This window comes from Gayadomonas joobiniege G7 (genome assembly GCF_000300815.1).
Classification (GTDB): domain Bacteria; phylum Pseudomonadota; class Gammaproteobacteria; order Enterobacterales; family Alteromonadaceae; genus Catenovulum; species Catenovulum joobiniege.
This window is the reverse complement of record NZ_AMRX01000001.1, coordinates 478,645-498,567: the sequence shown is the minus strand read 5'-3', so window position 1 is coordinate 498,567 and position 19,923 is coordinate 478,645. Positions and strand designations below refer to the sequence as shown.

Annotated in this window: 18 protein-coding genes and 2 pseudogenes; 9 read left to right on the top strand and 11 right to left on the bottom strand. The window is 41.1% G+C overall.

Going from position 1 to position 19,923, the window contains the following annotated elements:
* From C727_RS0102380 to C727_RS0102350, 7 genes are all read right to left on the bottom strand, one after another.
* Complete coding sequence (locus C727_RS0102380) at nt 1–1,362, bottom strand: DUF1552 domain-containing protein (RefSeq protein ID WP_017444024.1); 1,362 nt, start codon at nt 1,360–1,362, stop codon at nt 1–3.
* 12 nt (nt 1,363–1,374) lie between these two features.
* On the bottom strand, nt 1,375–5,046 hold the full coding sequence (locus C727_RS0102375; protein WP_017444023.1) for a DUF1592 domain-containing protein: 3,672 nt from the start codon (nt 5,044–5,046) through the stop codon (nt 1,375–1,377).
* A 90-nt stretch (nt 5,047–5,136) separates the two neighbouring features.
* On the bottom strand, nt 5,137–5,343 hold the full coding sequence (locus C727_RS0102370; protein WP_017444022.1) for a DUF4250 domain-containing protein: 207 nt from the start codon (nt 5,341–5,343) through the stop codon (nt 5,137–5,139).
* A gap of 60 nt (nt 5,344–5,403) precedes the next feature.
* A complete protein-coding gene (locus tag C727_RS0102365) occupies nt 5,404–6,402 on the bottom strand; it encodes an NADP-dependent oxidoreductase (RefSeq protein WP_017444021.1) in 999 nt (332 codons plus the stop codon).
* Between the two features lie 68 nt (nt 6,403–6,470).
* Nucleotides 6,471–7,958: a glycosyl hydrolase family 79 N-terminal domain-containing protein gene (locus tag C727_RS0102360; RefSeq protein ID WP_017444020.1), complete on the bottom strand. Its 1,488-nt coding sequence runs from the start codon at nt 7,956–7,958 to the stop codon at nt 6,471–6,473.
* Nucleotides 7,959–8,033: 75 nt separating this feature from the next.
* Nucleotides 8,034–9,191, bottom strand: a complete 1,158-nt coding sequence (egtB, locus tag C727_RS0102355) for an ergothioneine biosynthesis protein EgtB (RefSeq protein ID WP_017444019.1) — start codon at nt 9,189–9,191, stop codon at nt 8,034–8,036.
* Nucleotides 9,192–9,197: 6 nt separating this feature from the next.
* Nucleotides 9,198–10,172, bottom strand: coding sequence for an L-histidine N(alpha)-methyltransferase (locus tag C727_RS0102350; RefSeq protein ID WP_017444018.1), 975 nt, complete (start codon nt 10,170–10,172; stop codon nt 9,198–9,200).
* Between the two features lie 452 nt (nt 10,173–10,624).
* Here C727_RS0102350 and C727_RS0102345 point away from each other — a divergent pair, with 452 nt between their 5' ends.
* The 3 genes from C727_RS0102345 (at nt 10,625) to C727_RS19645 (ending at nt 12,295) form a co-directional block, all read left to right on the top strand.
* Nucleotides 10,625–11,317, top strand: coding sequence for a hypothetical protein (locus tag C727_RS0102345; protein ID WP_017444017.1), 693 nt, complete (start codon nt 10,625–10,627; stop codon nt 11,315–11,317).
* The gene (locus C727_RS0102340; RefSeq protein ID WP_017444016.1) at nt 11,289–11,564 is read left to right on the top strand and encodes a hypothetical protein; all 276 of its coding nucleotides are present in this window, start codon (nt 11,289–11,291) and stop codon (nt 11,562–11,564) included. Before C727_RS0102345 ends, C727_RS0102340 begins: the two co-directional genes overlap by 29 nt.
* Nucleotides 11,565–12,064: 500 nt before the next feature.
* Complete coding sequence (locus tag C727_RS19645) at nt 12,065–12,295, top strand: hypothetical protein (RefSeq protein ID WP_017444015.1); 231 nt, start codon at nt 12,065–12,067, stop codon at nt 12,293–12,295.
* Here C727_RS19645 and C727_RS19950 read toward each other — a convergent pair.
* The 3 genes and pseudogenes from C727_RS19950 to C727_RS19725 form a co-directional block, all read right to left on the bottom strand.
* Complete coding sequence (locus tag C727_RS19950) at nt 12,273–12,419, bottom strand: IS3 family transposase (protein ID WP_420196314.1); 147 nt, start codon at nt 12,417–12,419, stop codon at nt 12,273–12,275. The two genes, C727_RS19645 and C727_RS19950, sit on opposite strands and share 23 nt — an antisense overlap.
* Before the next feature lie 15 nt (nt 12,420–12,434).
* Nucleotides 12,435–12,809, bottom strand: a pseudogene (locus C727_RS19730) (DDE-type integrase/transposase/recombinase); the annotation flags it as partial.
* 24 nt (nt 12,810–12,833) lie between these two features.
* Nucleotides 12,834–13,741 (bottom strand): annotated as a pseudogene (locus C727_RS19725) (IS3 family transposase); the annotation flags it as partial.
* Nucleotides 13,742–13,863: 122 nt separating this feature from the next.
* Here C727_RS19725 and C727_RS0102320 point away from each other — a divergent pair.
* The 6 genes from C727_RS0102320 to C727_RS0102285 all read left to right on the top strand — a co-directional run bounded on the left by C727_RS0102320 (nt 13,864) and on the right by C727_RS0102285 (nt 17,582).
* A complete protein-coding gene (locus tag C727_RS0102320) occupies nt 13,864–14,340 on the top strand; it encodes an RHS repeat-associated core domain-containing protein (protein ID WP_017444013.1) in 477 nt (158 codons plus the stop codon).
* A 549-nt stretch (nt 14,341–14,889) separates the two neighbouring features.
* Entirely contained in the window at nt 14,890–15,069 is a 180-nt protein-coding gene (locus C727_RS19720) for a hypothetical protein (protein WP_017444011.1), read from the top strand.
* A gap of 40 nt (nt 15,070–15,109) precedes the next feature.
* On the top strand, nt 15,110–15,406 hold the full coding sequence (locus C727_RS0102305; protein ID WP_017444010.1) for a hypothetical protein: 297 nt from the start codon (nt 15,110–15,112) through the stop codon (nt 15,404–15,406).
* A 751-nt stretch (nt 15,407–16,157) separates the two neighbouring features.
* Nucleotides 16,158–16,736, top strand: coding sequence for an RHS repeat-associated core domain-containing protein (locus C727_RS17810; protein WP_017444008.1), 579 nt, complete (start codon nt 16,158–16,160; stop codon nt 16,734–16,736).
* A 12-nt stretch (nt 16,737–16,748) separates the two neighbouring features.
* Nucleotides 16,749–17,096: a hypothetical protein gene (locus tag C727_RS0102290; protein ID WP_017444007.1), complete on the top strand. Its 348-nt coding sequence runs from the start codon at nt 16,749–16,751 to the stop codon at nt 17,094–17,096.
* Between the two features lie 84 nt (nt 17,097–17,180).
* Nucleotides 17,181–17,582, top strand: coding sequence for a hypothetical protein (locus tag C727_RS0102285; protein WP_017444006.1), 402 nt, complete (start codon nt 17,181–17,183; stop codon nt 17,580–17,582).
* Nucleotides 17,583–18,407: 825 nt separating this feature from the next.
* Here the strand turns inward: C727_RS0102285 and C727_RS0102275 are convergent.
* Entirely contained in the window at nt 18,408–19,859 is a 1,452-nt protein-coding gene (locus C727_RS0102275) for an NAD-dependent succinate-semialdehyde dehydrogenase (RefSeq protein WP_017444004.1), read from the bottom strand.
* Nucleotides 19,860–19,923: the final 64 nt, after the last annotated feature.

Here is a 19,923-nt window from a genome sequence, read left to right as displayed (position 1 = left end):
TTAGCTAAATATCTTGGCAAAGCCGTTAGTGTGCTCGTTGCTATCGGCAAAGTGCTCGGTAGCTACTCCGGCGGCCCTTAATTGCTGCACAAAGAGATTACTCAGTGGGGTTTTATCATCAAAGTTAACAAACTGTCCATGTTTTAGCCCCATATTTTTCCCACCGGCTAAAATCAGTGGGTAATTTCGTGCATTGTGGGTGCTACTACAGGCGCTGCCGTATAAAATTTGGGTATTGTCCAATAAACTGCCAAACTCATCTTGGGTGTTTTTCATTTGCTCTAAAAAGTAGCTAAAATGGCCAGCTAACCAGCGGTCGTATTGACCCCACTCGGTCCAATGTCCGTCGGTTTTGTCGTGACTAATGCCATGATGGCCTTTTTTAAAGCCCAGTGCCAGCTTAGGATAAGCATCTCCCACACCCATGCCATCTTCGCGTGATACCATGTAGCTGACGACCTCGGTTAAATCCAGCTGGTAAGCCAGTACAATCAGATCATACATGGTTCTAATATAAGATTCGGGATCGATTTTAGCATCAACCGCAAGGTCTAAATGATCGGCATTAAAAGGTTTTAATGGTATTTCTAACCAAGCTTCATTGCGCTCTATTTGTTCTTCTAACCGATATAAGCTGGCTAAGTGGGCTTCTAATCTTTGTTTATCTTCAGTGCCCAGCTTTTTTTGTAGTTTTTTTGCATCATCAAGCAGCAGATCAACCATTTTTTGCTGGCGCAATAAACTTGCTCGGCGCTCAGGTGACGGACCATTGCCCACGGCAGAAAAATAGCGTTCAAATATGGCCCTGTGATTATGTTCGCTGGGCAGTGCTTCACCACGAGCATCATATGAAAGGGTAGAGGCTCTAGATTTAAAACCCACACCGCCGTCTGCTGATAAGGTCAGCGATGGATAGCGGGTGGCATCCTTTTTTATTTGAGCTGCAAATTGATCAACAGAGATACTATTTTTGTAATCACCGCGCAGATCGCCAGCGGTTAAAAATGTATCACCGGCTATATGTCCTAATAATTTGCGTGATTTGGGATGGCTTAAACCGCCAATAACAGTGAGATCCTGTTTATGGGGGTTAAGTGACTCAAGCACCTTGGTAAATTGAAAGTTTTTCCCTTCACCTTTTGGAAACCAGTGCCAATCTGCGTATTCAGAGTCTAAGCCGGGCATAGAAACGCCATTAGGTACATAGACATACGCCATACGTTTTGGCGGCGAGTGGCGAACACCCACACTGGATTGAGTGAGCGTATTCGCCATGCATTCCAGCCAAGGTAGTGCAGAGACAACCCCTGCGCCTTTAATAAAACTGCGACGGTTTAGGCTAAATGGTTTTAATAGTTTCATCTGTTGCGCTCCTTACACCTGAATAAACGATGGACTTTGCACTATGGCTTTAATAAGGCTTTGCATTTGGTAATTGTCGTCTTTTACTTTTTGATAAATGGCTTCTAGTTCATCACTGTCATGAAAGCTGACATCTTTACCCAACGCGTAGCTGTATAAATGTTTGATAAGTGATTTAACAACTTGCTCTTGGTTTTGTGTTAAATAATTTTTTAAATCTGTGACACCGGTGAGCTCAGTGCCATCGGGCATCACAGAAAAAGTATCTATCGCTTTGCCTTTAAATTCAGTGCGGGTACGACCCACGCCATCAAAGCCTTCAAATACCACACCATAAGGGTCTATTTTAGCGTGGCAGTCACGGCATGAATCTTTGTCTCTGTGTAGTTCTAACTGCTGCTTTAATGTCAGCTCTGCAAACCCAGGTGTGTCTGGATCTATTTCTGGCACATTTGGCGGCGGTGGTGGCGGCTCATCGCCCATGATTTTGCTTTTTAGCCATACGGCCCGTTTAACTGGATGGCTATGAATACCGTCGCCATGGCCTGTTAAAAAGGCACCTTGGGTAATTAATCCGCCGCGTACCGAATCTTGGCCTTTAGGCACTGGTCTAAAGGCATTTCCTTGTACACCTGAGATACCATAAAATTCTGCCAAGTTTTGGTTGAGCATTAAAAAGTCACTGTCGATGATATTTAAAATGCTTTTGTTCTCAGTGAGCAAATACGCAAAAAATGCTTGTGTTTGTTGTTGCATATCGGCTTTAACAAAGCGGGTATAGTCGGGGTAAGTTTGCACGTCGACATTTTGCATTTGCTGGCGGTCTAAGCGCAGCCATTCATATACAAATTGATTAACAAAACGGCTTGTTTTATCACCTTGGTCAAGCATACGGTCGACTTCTTGTGATAAGTTAGCCACAAGATTGCCGTCCTTGGCACGTGCTAATAACCCCTCATCGGGTGAGGAATTCCATAAAAAATAAGATAATCGGCTGGCAAGCGAATAATCATCCACTAAAGGTTTGTTTTGCTCGGCATGGGCAAAGTTAATTCCTAAAATTTGCTGTAATTTTTGTAGCCAAGCTGGCGGTGTCTGTTTTGCAATTTGGGTTTCAGGCTCGGCTAAATATAAAAATCTCGGTGAGCACAATATAGCCACTAAAGCCTCTTTAATGCTGTCTTCAAACCTTAGGAATTGCTCGCTGTATAGCTGCCATAGTTGGTAAAAACGATCTGTCTCTTGAGCCTTAAGTGGTCGTCTAAACGCGCGCTCAGCAAATTGGTGGATCACTCGTTTGGCGTAATCTGGTTCAGATTCACCGGCTTTTTTGTTTGCAAAAATTTGCCGGTGGCTGGGCATTGGCCATTGGGGGTAATAGGGCGCTTCAAATTCAATATACTCCACTTTGATTGCAGAGCCTGCTTGGTTTGATGATTTCACTAAGTCTTGGTTCCAAACTCCGACTTTTAAACTGCTTGAAGTAATGCGGTCACCGACGGTTCCATGCATTGGAATTGGCATATTTTCCATGCGGCCAATAAAGGTATAGATCTCGCTTTCTGGTTGGCTTGGGTTTAGCACAGTGGCGGGGGCAAAATGTTTATAGTCGACGCCATCATCTGTGCGTGTACCCATATACGGGATTAAAGCGGGTTTACGTTGTTGTGAAATTGGCTTAGTTAATACATCTGGCTGTAAATTATTGGCAATGACTTGCTCTTGCGTTAACGGTGTTAACACTAGATGGCTTAACCCCGGAAAGTTTTTATTGGCCGTTAATGTGACTGTTTGCCGACCCTGATGCAAATACAAGATGCCTAAGCTAGTGACTTGGCGGCCATTTTGGCGCACCGCTTGGGTATTTAATTGGGTTTTTATTTTTTTCAGTGAACCCACTTTCACTTCGATGGGATAGTTTTTACCGCTTTGACCTGCACTATGCACTAAATCGAGTTGGTAAAACTGCGCTCTTTGTTTATGTGAATGAACAAAAAATGCTGCTTCATTTTTTGCTTTCCCATCTGGGATTAAGACACTTTTTTGCTTGTCAGAAAATTTAAAACCTACTTTTTTATTTGCTTTAGCGGCCTCGACGACTGTTGTTTTATCGGGCCCTTTTAATGGCTCGCCTTGGCTGTCTAGCTGCACCTGAGGCGTTCCTGACCAAGCAAGGGCAGTTGGTTTTGCTTTACTCATATGTAACACAGGCTGTGCTTTTACGCGTACGGCGAAATCTCCCTGCATAGGATATTGATCTTTAATTTGCACAGAAAGGTTAGGGGAAGGCGCATTCCAAGCACCCGGACGGCCTGCAATTGCCGCTTCAACATGAGGTTTAGCAGAAAATAGTACTATCCCGTCCTCTTCTACTACAAAGTCATTACGTGAGGATCCGCGCAGACTCACACTAAAATATTTTAAAATTTTAGCGGCTTGTTCGCCTTCTAATGGCGTGCCATTGCCGTTACGGTCGAACATTTCTACTTTAAAGTCATCGACCGGAATAGTGACATCTAAATAACCCACTGATTTAGTGTGCTTTTGCCCTGCACCTATGTTTTTACCAAAGGATACTCGATAATGATGCACATCAGGTTTGGCCGCCGGCGCTATCGCTTTATCTAATGCTTCACGGGCAATTTTTTCGAATGTTTGCAGGTGTAATACAGAGCTTTGCAATAACTCACCGTTGTTGCTAAACCCAAGCTCAGACAGGGGATCGTCTGGTAAGTCTTTGTCAAATTCAACATTTACATTGAGCAGATCTTGCAAGCTGTATTTGTATTGGCTCTTGCTTAAACGACGTAGCCGAGTGTTGTAATCGTCTTTTTTGTTTTGTTTGGCAATTTCAATCCCTTGAGTCATCCAATCAACCAATAAGCGGCGATCTTCCGTGCTTAATGGGGCTTTTTTCTTGGGCGGCATTTCACCCGAATTAATCATGTCTAGCGCGGCATGCCAATGCGGCGCATCATGACCATTTACAAAATCGGGATCTAAAATATCCAGCTGGACTCCGGCTTTTTGGTTATCTGGGCCATGACAATCAAAGCAGTTTTGCTGTAAAATTGGGCGAATTTTTTCTAAATAGTGACTATCGTCTACTTGGTTTAATGCCAAAACTTCAGTGGGCGGCTCTAACCAGCTTCTTACGGGTTCTGGGGCAAAGCGAGTTAGGTAAGTTTCGCCATGAACTAGGTTGCCTCCTGCGTGGGCGGCAATAAATATAACTAAGGTTAAGCTGGTACTTGCACCTGCATAAGCGATCTTTTTTAACCGTGTATTGAGTGAGCTGGTGGCTAATGCGGTACATAAAAAAGCAAGCAAAGCAACACTGATACCACCGAGCATATGGCTGCGCACTTCATCTATTGCATAACCTTCGTTGGCGGCAAGCAATAAACCCATAGTGACAGTGATAAACACAGCCCCAGATCCTAACCACCAAATTAGCGGCACGGTTGGCCGTAGAGATTTAAATTTTTCTAACCGAGCCAGAAGCGCTAGCGCCGGCGCCAGCAATAACAGGGTGACAGGAAAATGCAGTACAAGCACATGAAAACGGCCAATAAACCGACTTAAACCCGCGCCGTCTTGGCCATCAATAGGGACATTAAAAGCAAATACTACGAGGGCTAAAGCTAACAGGCTTAGAATTATTAGGCGAACGGTTTGGGTCATTCTCAAGTGGCTCCAATGATATAATTTTTTTACTTATATCAATACATTGTTGCCAGCTTGTAATTTGTTTCAGATTTTTTTAATTTTTATTTATTTGTTTGTTTCTTCGGCTTTAAACTGATTACTACAAACATTGTAGTGATAGCCGCTGGCTGAAAGCTTATCTAGAAGTTCGGGTTGTTCAATTTCGTAATAGCTACATAGGCTATCGATTGAGTCAAATTCGTTTCTAAGTTTCATGTTTACTATGCTCAGTAGCATATTTGTATCCATGCTTTTAAAGTTGGATAGTTGCATGGTTTAGCTCCCATTTAAAAGCAACCAGAGAAACTGGTTGCTGATATTTAAGGTAAACGTTTAGAGCGCTACTAGCAGCTTACCTTTATTTTGGCCTTTTAAAAATAAGTTTAGGCCATCTTTGGCACTTTCTAAACCTTCAAGGACATGGCTGCGATATTTTATTTGTCCTGCTTTTACGTATGGCAGTAATTGCTGTTGCAACTCGGCACTTTTGTGTAAATGATCTGGCATGGTAAAGCCCTGTATCATCAACCTTTTTTTAATTACTCGTAACCAGCTAGGGCCGGGGGCTGGTTGCTCACTGGTGTAATCTGCAATAAGACCACAGACGATGATACGACCATGAGCATTCATGCGATCAAATATATGATGCTGAATTTCTCCGCCGGTATTTTCAAAAAACAAATCAATACCGTCTGGGGTGAGTGATTCTAAACGTTCAGCAAGGTCATGGTTTTTGTAGTTTATGGCACCATCAAACCCCAATTCCTGTGTTATCCATTGAGCTTTTTCATCTGAGCCGACGACGCCTACCACAGTGAGCCCTTCGGCTTTAGCTATCTGACCAACTATTGAGCCGACAGAGCCTGCCGCGCCGGTCACCACTAAGGTTTGTTCTGCTTTCGGCTGAGCTATATTTAACAAGCCCTGAGTGGCTGTTAAGCCGGGCAGTGCGAGTACGCAAAGCAAGGTTTCTGGATTTAGCTCTGGATCGACTTTATTAAAACCTTGGCCATCACTGACAAGGTATTCAGTCCAGCCAGTCATACCCATTACTCTATCGCCTTTAGAGAAGTTTTTATGCTTAGATTCAACGACGGTCGCGATGCCACTTGAACGCATGACGGAATTTAATGGCACTGGCTCTATATAACTATCGGGATCATCACTCATCCAACCTATCATGGCAGGGTCGAGCGACATGTGAGTTTGTTTTAATAAAATTTCGCCGTCTTCGATTGATGGCATTTCGCGTTCGACAGTTTCGAATAAATGCGCACCAATTTGTCCATTTTTAGGTCGTTGTTTAAGTAAAATTTGTTGATAGCTTGGCATTATGCCTCCGTTTAATTTTTTGCTTAGTTTATGCTTAATAAGCTAATTTAAACGATTTAGATCAGCTTTTATCGTAGGATTAAAAAACTAATGCTAAAGGGCTGAAGTTGTGAGTTTAGGGGTAACCTTGGAAAATCTGATAGCTGTACTTTGCCTTTTTTAAAACGTGCTTTTTCACCATTGATATAGGCACGTTTAGCATCTATTTTATTTGCCGATAATACGACCTTTTGGCTTAATTCGCCAAAACCTTCAAGGTTAAAGTTAACTTTAAAGTTAGCTAAGTTGACCAGCATTAGGGTTTTATGTTGTTGATCTGGGTGTTGGTGGCAGTAAGCTTTTACCCTTGGGTGAGTGCTGTTAACGGCATAAACGGCTTGCCCCATTAAACGCCGCCATAACCAGCTTACCCAAAAGTCTGGTCTGGGTTTTAAAGTTAAACGGTTGATCATGCCATAATCACCGCCAATTAAGCTCTGACGTATCATTACTTTTTGTCTTTGCAGCGCGCCATTACCGAGCTGTTCGGCCCACCAAAAACAAGAAACAAAGCGGTCAGATAAGTCAGGCTCACCACCACATTGCGCCGAGCCGGTTTCGCCAGTCCAAAACTCAGCTTTGGGTTGATATAAATTTATCCATAAGCGCAGTCGCTGACTATAGTTTTTAAAGTCGTGATACGATTTAGGGCTTAAAAAAGTACGCAAGGTTGCGGTGCGAGTGCGCACCGGAGAGCGGGTGCTTTGAAACGGATAATAGTGCCAACTGACAATATCAATATCAAACTCAAGGTTTTGTAAAAAGCGTTTGGTTAAACTCGGTAATACACGAACGCTCTCGCCAAGTTTGGGCCAGTACGCACTCCCTGGACCCATTACTTTAGTGTCTGGGAAATAGCTTTTTACAATTTCATTAAAGGTTGCATAGTCTGCAGCCAAATTTTTACCACCTGGCTGCGCCCTGATGCCATGGAATGCCCAATAGGCATTGAGCTCATTGCCAAGCTCACAAATATCAATTCGGTAGCCTTTTTGCTGGCTGTAATCGAGTAATTTTTTTATTTCAGAACCTTGCCAAAAACCGTGCTGGCTACGCTCAAACAGACCATATTTAAAGGTAAATACAAGTTTAAGTTGATTGCGTTGGATAAAGGCGTGCAGTTTATCCCACATCTCGCTGGTTAAAACGAGCGCATCAGGTTCGTTATCTGGGCGAGTTAAATAATGAATTTTATCTGCCTCAGAGCCCCCAATACGTAAATAAGCGGGCCCCAAAGCCTGCACTAAGCGATCCAGTTTTTTGGTCGTTAAATCAATTGGTGGTACTCGCAATGTGCCTAACCCACGGCGAACACCTTGACTACCTTCCCACCAATAGCCGCCAACAACCACCGAAATATCAATCGAAAAAGACAGATATTCAGGAGCAACGTGATGAATGGGCTGCGTATGCAACAGGCTCAAGGTGACTTCTTGGTTTTTTAATTGTCGATCGGATAAATGCGTTAACCTAAAAAGTCGAGAGGTGATGGTTTTTATTAGTTTGGGTGCGTGCATAAATCCTGGCAAGGGTCAGAGTTTAACCACTAGTGTAAGCACGAATGTATTGAAAAAATATGACAAATAAACACATTATTGATTTCGGACTAATCTTAAGCCCATAAATTGCCACCTTTCATGTGGATGAAAAAAATTTCGATAGGTGACTCTGGCATGGCCGGGTGAGGTGGCAATTGAGGCACCTCTAAGCACCATTTGGTTAACCATAAATTTGCCATTATATTCGCCGATGGCACCTGGCAGCTTTTTAAAACCAGGGTAGGGAAGGTATGCGCTATTGGTCCACTCCCAGCGTTGCCCCCAGTTTAGTTGCTCTGATGCCACTTCCCATTGAGCTTCAGTGGGGAGCGATAGCCCTTTCCATTGTGCGTAGGCGCTTGCTTCATAATAACTAATATGATTAACCGCTTGGTTTAAGGCGATCTGAGTGAGACCTTGGGTATTGTAATAACGCCACTCGCCATTAACATAATGCCAATATAAAGGGGCTGTGATTTTGTTTTGTTGTACCCAATCCCAACCGGCTGAGTGCCAATATTCAAAGTTTTGATAGCCACCTGCTTTTATAAATTGTAAAAACTCAACATTGCTAACTGGGTGTTTTTGAATTTGAAAAGGGTTTAAATACACCTTGTGTTGGCACAATTCATTATCAAAACAAAAACCTTGTCCAGAATGGCCAATAGTGTATAGGCCCGAATTTATCGTCAGCCAAGTATTACTGCTTGGTAGCTCGCTATCTGTTAATAAAGTACATGGCGGAAGTAGCGGGTTGTGGCCCAAAATATACTTGATATCAGTAATTAATAGTTCTTGATGCTGCTGCTCGTGTTGCAACCCAAGCGTGATGAGTTTAACCAGCTTAGCGTCTGTCCCCTGGTTTAGAATTAACTTTTGCATGGCTTGATTAACATGCGCGCGATAGGCGTAAATTTCTTTTACTGTTGGGCGACTTAAGTTGCCTCTGTCGGTACGCACAACACGTTTTCCGACCGTTTCGTAATAACTATTAAAAATATAGTTAAACTGGTCATTAAACACTTGATAGTCTGGTTGGTAGTCGGCAAGCACAAAGGTTTCAAAAAACCAGCTGGTATGCCCTAGGTGCCATTTAGGAGGACTGACCTCTGCGACGGGTTGAACAACATAATCTTCGGTTTGCAATGGCGCGCATATTTCTTCACTGCGTGCCCGCACTTGTTGATAATATTTTAATAAATGATTTGGCATAAAAGACTAAATAACCTTCCAGATGGCATCCATATACCACTTTTTATGATCATAACAGTGAGATACCGTTTTGAAACCACTTCGCTCTGCAAGTTCGTCTATATCTTCGGGAGAGTATTTTTGTGAAACCTCCATATAAATAGCTTCGTCTTTTGCAAAATAAAAATCTCTACCAGCAATGGTAACGGTTTGTTCTGTTAAGCTGACTAAAAAGCTGCGGCAAGCACCTGTTAATGGGTCGTAGTTTTGATAGTGCTCAAATTGCTTAAGATCAAAATTACCATCGAGATCTCTGTTGATTCGGTGCAATAAGTTTAAGTTAAACTCGCTGGTAACACCCTCGTCATCGTCATACGCTTTTAAAATGGTTTTGGGGTTCTTTTTTAAATCAAATCCAACAATTGCAAAATCACCAGGGTTTAAATGGTGTGCCATTTGCTGGCAAAATGATTCCGACTCGTCCAATTGCATATTGCCAATATTAGAACCCAAAAATAAAACTATTTTACGTCGATTAGAGGTTTGGCAGATGCGATCAAGCGCTTGAAAATAATCGCCTTCGCACGGCGCTACTTTAAGGTTTGGTAACTGCTGACTTAAGTTATCTTCCAACACATCTAAGATGTGGCCGGAAATATCTATTGGTTTGTAAACAAAGTCAGCGTTCGATTTTAGTAAATGTTTTAATAAAAAATAAGTTTTTGAGGCATCTCCAGCACCTAACTCGATTAAATCGAATGGAGTACCAGGGGCGGTAATCGGAAACGCGAGTTCGGCGGTTTTATTTTTTAAAATGTCCATTTCGCAGCGTGTTAAATAATAGTCAGAACAGTCCATTATTTTTTGAAAAATAACATCACCGTTTTCATCATAAAAATATTTAGACTCAAGATATTTTTGTTTGCTACTTAAACCTTGCCAAACGTCTTGTAAAAACTGATTAGACTCCTGCTGCGCTAATGTGGCTGGTGAATCAAACATGCTTTTTGCTCCTTTTATTATCGGTTTGCTCAGTGACAACACCAAAATGGAATCTAACGCCTGACTACATCCATTTTTAACTACCTGTAAAAATTAAGTTTAATAACACTTTGTGTAAGATCAATGTCAGTTGTGATCTTTTCGCACTGGTTAACAAAAATACGGGATGAGGTTTATTTTTGATCAGGGGGAGAGTGAGGGGTGTATAGAAAATTTTACAAATGAGGTGAATTTATATACTTAAAATTTAATATAGAAGATGACTATTTTCAAAGTGATGCTATATAAATTCATATAAAACATAATCTTAGATAACCTTTTAACTAAGGGGATATCTTGAGCTATAACCATCAACTGCACGCATAACTTTGGTCGAAGTGTAGGTAATTAATCGGCTTGAGTTACTAATTAAATATTGTTTATTGATTTATTCGAGCAAAGGAAATTCAGCTATGAAAACTTTTGTTTTGTGCAGTTTGCTACTCCGACTAGGGTGTGTCTTTTTTGTTTCAAATCTCTTCGCAATGTCAGTTGACTTCGAGCAGAGCTTAGCTCCTTTTTCAAACACAGGGGAGTACCAATTTAAGCGCTACAGTGGTTCGACGCCCTCTGGTCATACAGGACCTTCCTTTGGTGCGAGGGGCACTAAATCTTATATCTATTTGGAAACATCTAAGGGGTCTGCACATACCGCATCCGATCAGGCGGTTTTATATCTCAATAAATTTAGGCCGAAAAATTTGAGCTTTTATTATCACATGTTTGGTACTGATATGGGGACGCTTTCCGTTGAAGTTTATTCAGATGGAATCTGGTATGAGATTTTCAGCGTATCAGGGCAGCAACACACGAGCAGTACTGAAGACTGGAAAAAAGCGTCTTTTTCTTTACAAAAATTTGTAGATGAGGTGCGTATTCGGTTTGTAGGCACGGCGGCCGGTGGATATCGAGGTGATATGGCCTTGGATGAGATTGTGATCACTGAACGAGAATATCAAGTGATTGATTTTGAAAAAGGGATGGGGCAAACAGTAAATACTGGTGATTTTTTGTTCCGGCATCACTCGGGAAAAACTCCTTCAGGAAATACTGGGCCAAACATTAGAAGGGCATATTATGGACGCAGCAATATCAACTGCAGTTGAAGATGCAGTCGACAACCCTGAATTAGTGGTTGAAGGAGCTAAAATTTTAGGTGATACAATTAAAGACAAGGTGACACCAAAAACTGTGGGTCATATGATTGGCAGAACTGTGACAGGTATTCTATTATCTCCGTTGGGAGGTTTAGCGTTAGTTGGAGATACGACTAAATCCATAGAAACGAACGTCGAAAAAGGTGCAGCTAAGTTAAATGAGGTTGTAATAGAGGCACTGTATGGCGAAGAGTAAACTAATACTTTTATTTTTTTCTATAGTCTTTGGGGTGGCTATCGGGGTTATTTCATCAATATATAACCCATTACCATTATTTATTTTTAGTACTTTTACAGTAATCATACTATTATCGGGAATCCCGACTGAACGGCATAGTAATTCTAGAATTATAGCTTTTTATATGTCGTTGCTATTTTTACCGTCTGCATGGATATTTTACTTAAGTTTATAATTCATTACCCTGAACAATAATTAGAGTTCTGAATTCTTTAATTTAATTATTTGATAAAATAAAAGGGGTCGGCGACACTTGAGAGTTATTATCATTTAAGTTTTGACTTACCCCTTATTTGTAGATCATCACGTACTTGTCGTATAAATTACCCCGTTATTTATCATGAGATTTGACTAAAATAATGTAGTTTCCCACGCTCGTGACCTTACGGTAAGCTAGCGCAAATAATTAAAAAACATCCGGCATACTTGATTGCAACCTAAACAAATTAGAGCAATCAATGAATACCTCAACCTCTTTAGAGCAAATTAAAGCACAATTTGACCGCTGGCGTCACAACAAAGACACGTTAGGCTCTTTAACACCGGTTGAATTGCGCAGGCAAGCCGTTGGCCTTTGCTGTTTCAATCATACTGTAGAGAATGGCGCTAGCGTTGGCACCACTTTTTGTTTGGCTAAACAGCCAGATGTGGTAAGGCCTGACTTCTCTAGACACCTTCTATCTGTTTAAAATATTTACGCTCGAAATCGTTCGGTGACATTCTACCATTTTTCGTGTGACGTCGGGTCGGATTGTAAACCATTTCAATATAATGAAAAACAGCCCGCTTTGCTTCGGCGCGATTTGGATAAATACGGCGGCGTATTTTTTACTTTTTCAAATTGCTGAAAAAGCTCTCAGCGACAGCGTTATCGTGACAGTTACCACAGCGACTCATACTCGGCTTTATATTATACATATCAAGTAGCTTTCTGAATTGCCGACTGGAATACTGAGAGTGAGAGCCTTGATCCGAATGCAGATTGATTTGGTGCTTAGGTTTTTTGCGCCAATATGCCGCAGTGACCGCCTGCATTGCCAGATCTTCGGTCATTCTGTCGCTCATTGACCAGCCAACGATATTTCTTGCGTACAAATCCATAACAACGGCTAGAAAAAGAAATCCCTCATGCGTCTTGATATAGGTGGTATCTGTTACCCACCCCCGGTTTAGATGCTTAACATTAAATTCTCGATTAAGCTCGTTGTTAGCCACAATGCCTACCGTGCTCGTGTAATGACTACCTTGATCGCTATGGAACATTACTCCTTTTGGGCAACCCCGTAATTCATAAGCCATAGTTAGAGCCTTTACTGTTAACTCACTGTCTGGTGAATTAGACATTGCCCAACCAATTGGTTTACGTGCAAATAAGTCGATGACAACTGCTAAATATGACCAGCGACTTCCAGTCCAAACATAGGTCACATCACCACACCATACTTGATTTGGCGCTGCAACATCAAATTGTCGAGCCAATAAATTTGGAATAGCGACATGCTCTTTCGCTGCTTTTTTATAAGCATGTTGCGGTAATTGGCAACTTACTAAACCAAGGTTTTTCATCAACTTACTGGCTCGGTAGCGACTTAAGGTTATATCACTTTCATCTTGAGTAATTATGTCACTAATCGTCCGAGCCCCAGCCGAGCCGCAGCTTAATTCGTGAGCTTCCCTGACTTTTTCTTGTAATACGAGTTGTTCTGTTGAGGGTAAATTATCTCGTACTAACCAATACTTATAACTGCTTCGGTGAACGCCAAAAACTTCACATAGCATCTTAACTGGATATCGATTTTTATGGCTCTGATTGAGTTTTTCGATTATTTCGAATTATTCAGTGAGTCCGACATCAACAGAGCCGTAGCCTTTTTTAGAATTTCCTTCTCTAATTCAATACGTTCAATTCGCTTTTTAAGTTCTCTGATTTCTATTTGCTCTGGCGTCATCGGTGTTGCTTTTGGTGCTTTACCTTGCCGTTCTTCTTTTAATTGTTTAACCCATTTTCCAATAGTTGAATATCCAACATTCATTGCGTTAGCGGCTTCCTCATGTGTGTAACCATGGTCTAGTACTAATTGCGCTGTTTCTAATCTAAATTCTGGGCTGAAATTTTTACGTGATTTCTTTGCCATTTTTTGTCACCTAATTCTGCTATGAATTAATCATAACATCCTCTAATTAGGTGGCCAAAATCACTCTACCACTACAGTTTTATTCGAATGATCCGGTTGGGTATACTGCTGCAAACCCTGTAATGTCGTTTAACCGGTATTTATATACAAATAATAATCCATATAAATATACTGACCCAGATAGACAATTTTTGCATTCTGTAGTAGGAGGGTTGGTTGGTGGAACTGTGGGTTTGACTCTAGATTTGATTTCATCTGGCGGGAATATGAGTTGGCAACAAGCGGTAGGTTCATTTTCAGGGGGCGCAATTACAGGGGCTCTTGTGGCAAATGGAGTACCGCTTCCAGCTGCAAACGGTATAGGGTCGGCTTCTGGCGAAGCAATCACGCAGGGTGCAAATGCTGCGTCTGGTAAAGATGCTAGTTTTGGTAAGGTCGTCACTTCAGGTCTTGTAGGGGTCGCTGTTGGTAAAGTACCAAGCATTAAGGCACCTGGTGTCACCAGTGGAAGAGGCAATAATGCAAGTGCTTTTAAGGGACAATTAACGAAAATGGCAAATGGACAAACTAAAAATATAACAAATAAAACATTAGGCTAGGTAACGGAGTCAAGTCTGGACTTGTTGGCGGTCTTGGGCAACAAGCAATTAAAGAAGCGATTAACAAAGGTGCTGCTAATAATACCGCGAAAGCTATTGATGACCGTATGGGCAAGTGCCTTCCTGCTAATCCACACTGTTGAAATAAGTTATGACGAAGAACGAATTACTTTTTTACTGTTTAGATGCTCCACAATGCTTTAAAGATAGTTTTATTAGAACCTTAGTTTTCTCTGGTGCATTTTCCGTATTGAATTTTTTGGATAAATTTATATTTGGTAATACTTTTGCTGACTCAGTAAATAGTTCGGTTGAATTTTTTGTTTCAGTTTTTTTACCTTTATTTTTTATCTTTTTTACGATGACTTTTATCTTAAGATTGTCTTCGAGGACTAAATTTTTGAAAAAAGAAATAGTGAAGGTTAACGGGTCAAGCGACCCCAAAGCGCTACAAGAAAAGTGGAATAAACAGTCGTAACTATATTTATAAGGGCATGAAAACTAGCAGCAGTTGCGTCTACGATTATATTGCTATTAGTTTTATATAAAATGTTTACTACTGAAATTGCTGGGCCGGGAAAAGCAACCGTTTCTGCGACTAAAGGAAAGCTCGGTGTCATCAGTAAAATCGCAGGTGTGAAAACTGCTACAGTTAACACTGGAATGACAGCATTAGACAAAACCATAACAGAGACTGGTAAAGGATGGTTAAAACTGCTGAGGGTGTAGCAGCGAGCAAAATCAATTATGAACTTAAGGAAAATAATTAGTGAAAAAAACTACAGCTAATGCTGCTTTTCTTAAGGGGCTTAGGTATATGTTCTGGTTCGCCCTTGCGGTGTTGTCAGCTTTATTTATTTTTAGTGTGAGCATTAGTGCTGACGAGAAATTGAAACTTACAAATGTCTTACTCGGATATATTGGAGTCGTAATAACTTCTTTAGTAATTGCTTTTTTAGTCGCTTATACGGGGGTCAAAAAAGGTATTGAAGAAGGGGAATCTTCTGACACTGATATTTTTAGAAAAAATGGGAAGTTAAATTTGAATTTTTTTAAACGAGAGTAATCGTTTTTATTCGAATGATCCAGATATCCAAGTAGGACGCGCAATTAGTAAATTTGCGGAATTTGCTAAGGATACCTTTGGTGCTATGGGTAATCAGGCTGGAGATGTTGCTACTCAGCTTACATCTAATGTGGCTGGTAAGGCAGTTGATAAACAACTAGATGATAAAAGGCAAAATTAATTCTGGAACAGAAAAGCATATTTAAAAGGGCAATAAAGTTTGCGGCGGTATCTTCAGGGATAATTATTTTGATAGTTCTTTATCGAATGTTGACCTCTGAAGTGGTTGGGACAACTGAGGAAGCTCTTATTAGATTTTTTATTACCGTAGTCGGAGTTTTTTCTTCGATGTACGTAATTTTTGTTTTGTATTTATATTTTAACCCTGAAGCAGATAGACCCAGAGAAAGAAAAGGATTGAAATAGAGCATTTTGAACCCAAAGCCTCGCCCTGTGCTTACTTGAAGTTATGCACTCGCGGGGCTTTTTACTTTCAAAAGGGTGATTCCGTTTTGAATTATCGATACTAATTAATAGGTTTAATTACTTCGAGCAAGAGAGTTAATATGTAACCGTTGGTTAAACCACACTTGGCTTTTTATATTCCAAGGTAATAAATGTCAATGTCACAATCAGGCTTGCAGATTTCGGCAAAGTTTCCGCTAACATAATCGTAAAATGTGACGCCGTTAGCTTTAGCGGTTTCGATGATATTGAACAATATTACGCTGGCGTTAGCGCCGTTTATAGTTTGGTTAAACAGCCAGATTTACGCTGGAAAAGCAGGCTACTAGCTCGGGTTGAAAGCAAAGGCAGTAAAGCAGACATAAAAACACGACCTTTTAATATGATTATGCCTGCATCACCTGAAGCTTTGCTAGCAGACCGCAGCTATTATTTACCGTTTGGAAAGCAGTTAAATGGTCAACCGGCGAAAAACAATTCAATTGGCTATACTGGACATGTGGAAGATAGCTCAGGTTTAGTGAATATGCAGGCACGATCTTATGACCCAGTCATAGGGCGTTTTTATTCGAATGATCCTGTTGGTTATACGTCTTCAAACCCAGTCATGTCCTTTAACCGTTATTTGTACGTTAACAACAATCCATATAAGTACAGAGATCCAAATGGCGAGTTCCTTGATCCGCTGACTGTTTTTGGTGGTGTCGTTGGAGCCGTTGTGAATGTTGGCATATCAGTAATGTCCGGAAACACATCACCAGAACAATTATTGAATAATGTCTCTAATGCACAACAGGAGATTGGCAATGTTGTAGATCAGTCCGCAATGAAAGCAGCATGCAGTGCTTTAGTTGCAAAGTGCTAAAGGAAATATATTATGAATATTGCTAAGGTTATCATTCTGTTTAAATTTTACGTTGTTCTGGATCTTCCATTTTTGATGAAAGAACTGTTTGTTCGAGGAGGCGCTCTTGTGCTGTTTATGATGTCATTTGAATTCATTAGTGCTCTGGTTGGTGAACATGGAATTGAGACAGCTATGGATTGGGCATTAGCTATCATGTGGCCAACAATTAAAGTCTCTTTTTTGGTTATTGTTGCGTTGACTTTAGTTGTTCGGGGGATTTCAAAGAGAAAATTTTTAGTTCTTAACCCTTTGGTTGAAGGTGCAAATCTAAAAGACCATTATAAATCGTGGGAAGAAAGCGAGTTATCTGGTAAGTGAAGCGCACGCGAAAATGAATCTCAACGATATTTATTCATGCTTGTTTAGGTAGCCGCCTTCGACTGCTAAATCTGAGCGGAAAGTTTGCAGATTTTAAACGGAAGCATAGGTCTTGGTATTAAAGCTGTATTCGATCCTCCTGGTGCAGGTAGCTTTGACGCTGGGGCTGAAGCGACAGTGTCGTCAGTCATGTCAAACGACGTATCTCAACAAGGGATAGAGGTCAACGCAGAAGCAGGCATTAAATTAAATGCCGGCGCAGTTAGTATAAGTGGCCAAGCCGGTAAGTATACAGAATTAATAATGCCAGCTGGTGGCACAAGCACAGTTACAGCTAGTGAAGGTTCTAAACCTTTAAAAGTAGATTTACAAGGTGGCGGCGTTTCATTAACTAGCGATGATAAAATGAAAACTGGTGCAACAATAGGTGTAATTAAGGTTGAGCTAGGAGTTGATTTAAAAAAATTAGAGCAGGAATATCAGTGATAGAACTAAAAATTTGGAAATCTTTAAATATAATTTGGTTCCCTTTAGTAGTAATAATTACTACCTTTGATCCAAGGAACTTTGACGACCAGCTTTGGGGGGATATTCACTTTCTGCTAGCAAACTTTACAACGGTCGTGTTATTTTTGCTCTGGTGGTTTCCGCTTTGGGCTATCTACAAGTCACGAGCAAAAAAAAAACAAGCAAATTTATGGAGGGGTGGCTACAGTTCTTTGCCCCGTCGTTGGAGGCAGTTTAATGTACTTCTTTTTCAAAAAAGATTTAGGTAACCCATAAGGCGGCAAGAACGAAGCAGAGGGCGTTCAACTGAAGAATATAACAAAGAATTTTCTAGTAACTACGGGGACTGTGTATGAGATCGTTGTGGAAGACGCTTATTCTTTTTTTTCGTGATAGCCATCATTGTCGTGATGACTCCTAGTAGTTTAATTTCTGGTTTTATTTATTACTTGCATTTAGCTCTATCTATAGCTTTGGTTGTTAATATTGTTGTTCTAATTCTCTTGCCATTATTAACCCTTTATCGCTATAAGAATAAATATGGGACTTTTAAAGTAATCATTTCTTTAGTCATATTGCTAGTATTTAATGTCGTAGGCAGTTTAATATTATATTTTTATCTTGATACCGAACACAGCCAGTAAGTTCAGCATAAGACAAAGTAAGCAAAAGATTGGAATTAAATCCCTGTTGGAGGGGCACTTTACGCGGTCAATGATAAATACAAAACATTAAGACTGTTTCACTTGTTAATTGGTTTACTTATTTGTCTATTGGCTTCGCTAGCTAGTTTGAATTCAAACCCTAGCCTAAGCCGCCAAAACACAGATATTTGGTTTCTAGATATTCCTCAATGCCCTCGCTACCCCCTTCACGGCCAATGCCTGAATGTTTCACCCCACCAAAAGGCGCAACAGGGTTTGAAATAAGGCCTTCGTTAATACCGACCATGCCGTATTCAAGTGCCTGTGCAACTTTCCAAATTTTGTTAATGTCTCTGCTATAAAAATAACTAGCTAGGCCGTATTGGGTATCATTACACCAATCGATAATTTCGTCTGGGTCGTTAAAACGACAAATAGGGGCAATTGGTGCAAAAATCTCATCCGTCATTATGGGATTGTCGTGTGCGACTTCGGTTAATACAGTCGCTGCAAAACACTGTGGATGATCGGTATCACGCTGCCCGCCAAGTTTAAGTTTTGCACCATGTTTGACCGCTGTATTTACTTTTTCCTCGGCAGCATCCAGCGCTTGCTCATTTATCAACGGCCCTATATCAACCTTCTCTTGGCTACCATCACCAATGGTTAGCTCGGCCACTTGGTCTATAAATTTTTGTACAAACGCCTCGTAAATATTGTCGTGCACATAAAAACGATTGGCACATATACAGGTTTGCCCAGCGTTGCGGAATTTACAGGCGATAGCGCCTTTAACCGCCGCATCTAAGTCGGCGTCATCAAAAACGACAAAAGGCGCATTGCCACCCAACTCTAAAGATACTTTTTGCATTTGCTCTGCTGCTTGTGCCATTAATTGTTGGCCGACCTGGGTAGAGCCAGTAAAAGATATTTTTTTAATGCTTGGGTGGCTGGTAAAGAGTTTACCGATTGCTTTGGCATCATCGCTGGTGACAACTTGAAAGAGGCTTTTGGGGATCCCAGCTTGGTAGGCGAGCTCTGCTATCGCTAGCGCGGATAAAGGCGTTTGTGAGGCTGGTCTAGCAATAAAAGCACAACCAGCCGCAAGCGCGGGGGCAGCCTTGCGCGTGATCATAGCGATTGGAAAATTCCATGGTGTAATGGCTGCGGCAACACCTACCGGCTGTTTAATAGTCACAATTTGCTGACCGTTTTTAGGTGCAGGAATATGTTTGCCGTAAGTGCGTTTACCTTCTTCAGCAAACCATTTTATAAAAGAAGCGCCATATTCAACTTCGCCAGCAGATTCTTGCAAAGGTTTGCCTTGCTCTAGCGTCATAATTTTAGCGAGGTCGTCTTTGGCAGCAATCACCTTATCAAACCAGCTCATTAGTCGCTCAGCGCGCTCTGTGGCTGACTTTTTCGCCCACTCTGGCTGTGCAGTTTGTGCGGCGCTGATACTGTGCTTTATTTGCTCAACAGATAAATTGGCAACCGAGCAGAGGGCTTTATTTGTATACGGATTAAATACTTGGTAGCTGGCCTGATCTTTATTAATAGAGCAGGCATCTAGCAAGAGATCTGGTGAGTTTAAGGTTTTTATCCAGTTCATACAAAGCCTCCGGTCGCCAAAAAATAGCTGTTTAAATAATGTCGTGGCGGCGATTTGTTTCACG

What these genes read in the sequence shown, in the direction of transcription:
- C727_RS0102380 (WP_017444024.1), bottom strand. Translation starts at nt 1,362, where the DNA reads ATGAAACTATTAAAACCATTTAGCCTAAACCGTCGCAGTTTTATTAAA.
- C727_RS0102375 (WP_017444023.1), bottom strand. Translation starts at nt 5,046, where the DNA reads ATGACCCAAACCGTTCGCCTAATAATTCTAAGCCTGTTAGCTTTAGCC.
- C727_RS0102370 (WP_017444022.1), bottom strand. Translation starts at nt 5,343, where the DNA reads ATGCAACTATCCAACTTTAAAAGCATGGATACAAATATGCTACTGAGC.
- C727_RS0102365 (WP_017444021.1), bottom strand. Translation starts at nt 6,402, where the DNA reads ATGCCAAGCTATCAACAAATTTTACTTAAACAACGACCTAAAAATGGA.
- C727_RS0102360 (WP_017444020.1), bottom strand. Translation starts at nt 7,958, where the DNA reads ATGCACGCACCCAAACTAATAAAAACCATCACCTCTCGACTTTTTAGG.
- egtB (WP_017444019.1), bottom strand. Translation starts at nt 9,191, where the DNA reads ATGCCAAATCATTTATTAAAATATTATCAACAAGTGCGGGCACGCAGT.
- C727_RS0102350 (WP_017444018.1), bottom strand. Translation starts at nt 10,172, where the DNA reads ATGTTTGATTCACCAGCCACATTAGCGCAGCAGGAGTCTAATCAGTTT.
- C727_RS0102345 (WP_017444017.1), top strand. Translation starts at nt 10,625, where the DNA reads ATGAAAACTTTTGTTTTGTGCAGTTTGCTACTCCGACTAGGGTGTGTC.
- C727_RS0102340 (WP_017444016.1), top strand. Translation starts at nt 11,289, where the DNA reads ATGGACGCAGCAATATCAACTGCAGTTGAAGATGCAGTCGACAACCCT.
- C727_RS19645 (WP_017444015.1), top strand. Translation starts at nt 12,065, where the DNA reads ATGAATACCTCAACCTCTTTAGAGCAAATTAAAGCACAATTTGACCGC.
- C727_RS0102320 (WP_017444013.1), top strand. Translation starts at nt 13,864, where the DNA reads ATGTCGTTTAACCGGTATTTATATACAAATAATAATCCATATAAATAT.
- C727_RS19720 (WP_017444011.1), top strand. Translation starts at nt 14,890, where the DNA reads ATGTTTACTACTGAAATTGCTGGGCCGGGAAAAGCAACCGTTTCTGCG.
- C727_RS0102290 (WP_017444007.1), top strand. Translation starts at nt 16,749, where the DNA reads ATGAATATTGCTAAGGTTATCATTCTGTTTAAATTTTACGTTGTTCTG.
- C727_RS0102275 (WP_017444004.1), bottom strand. Translation starts at nt 19,859, where the DNA reads ATGAACTGGATAAAAACCTTAAACTCACCAGATCTCTTGCTAGATGCC.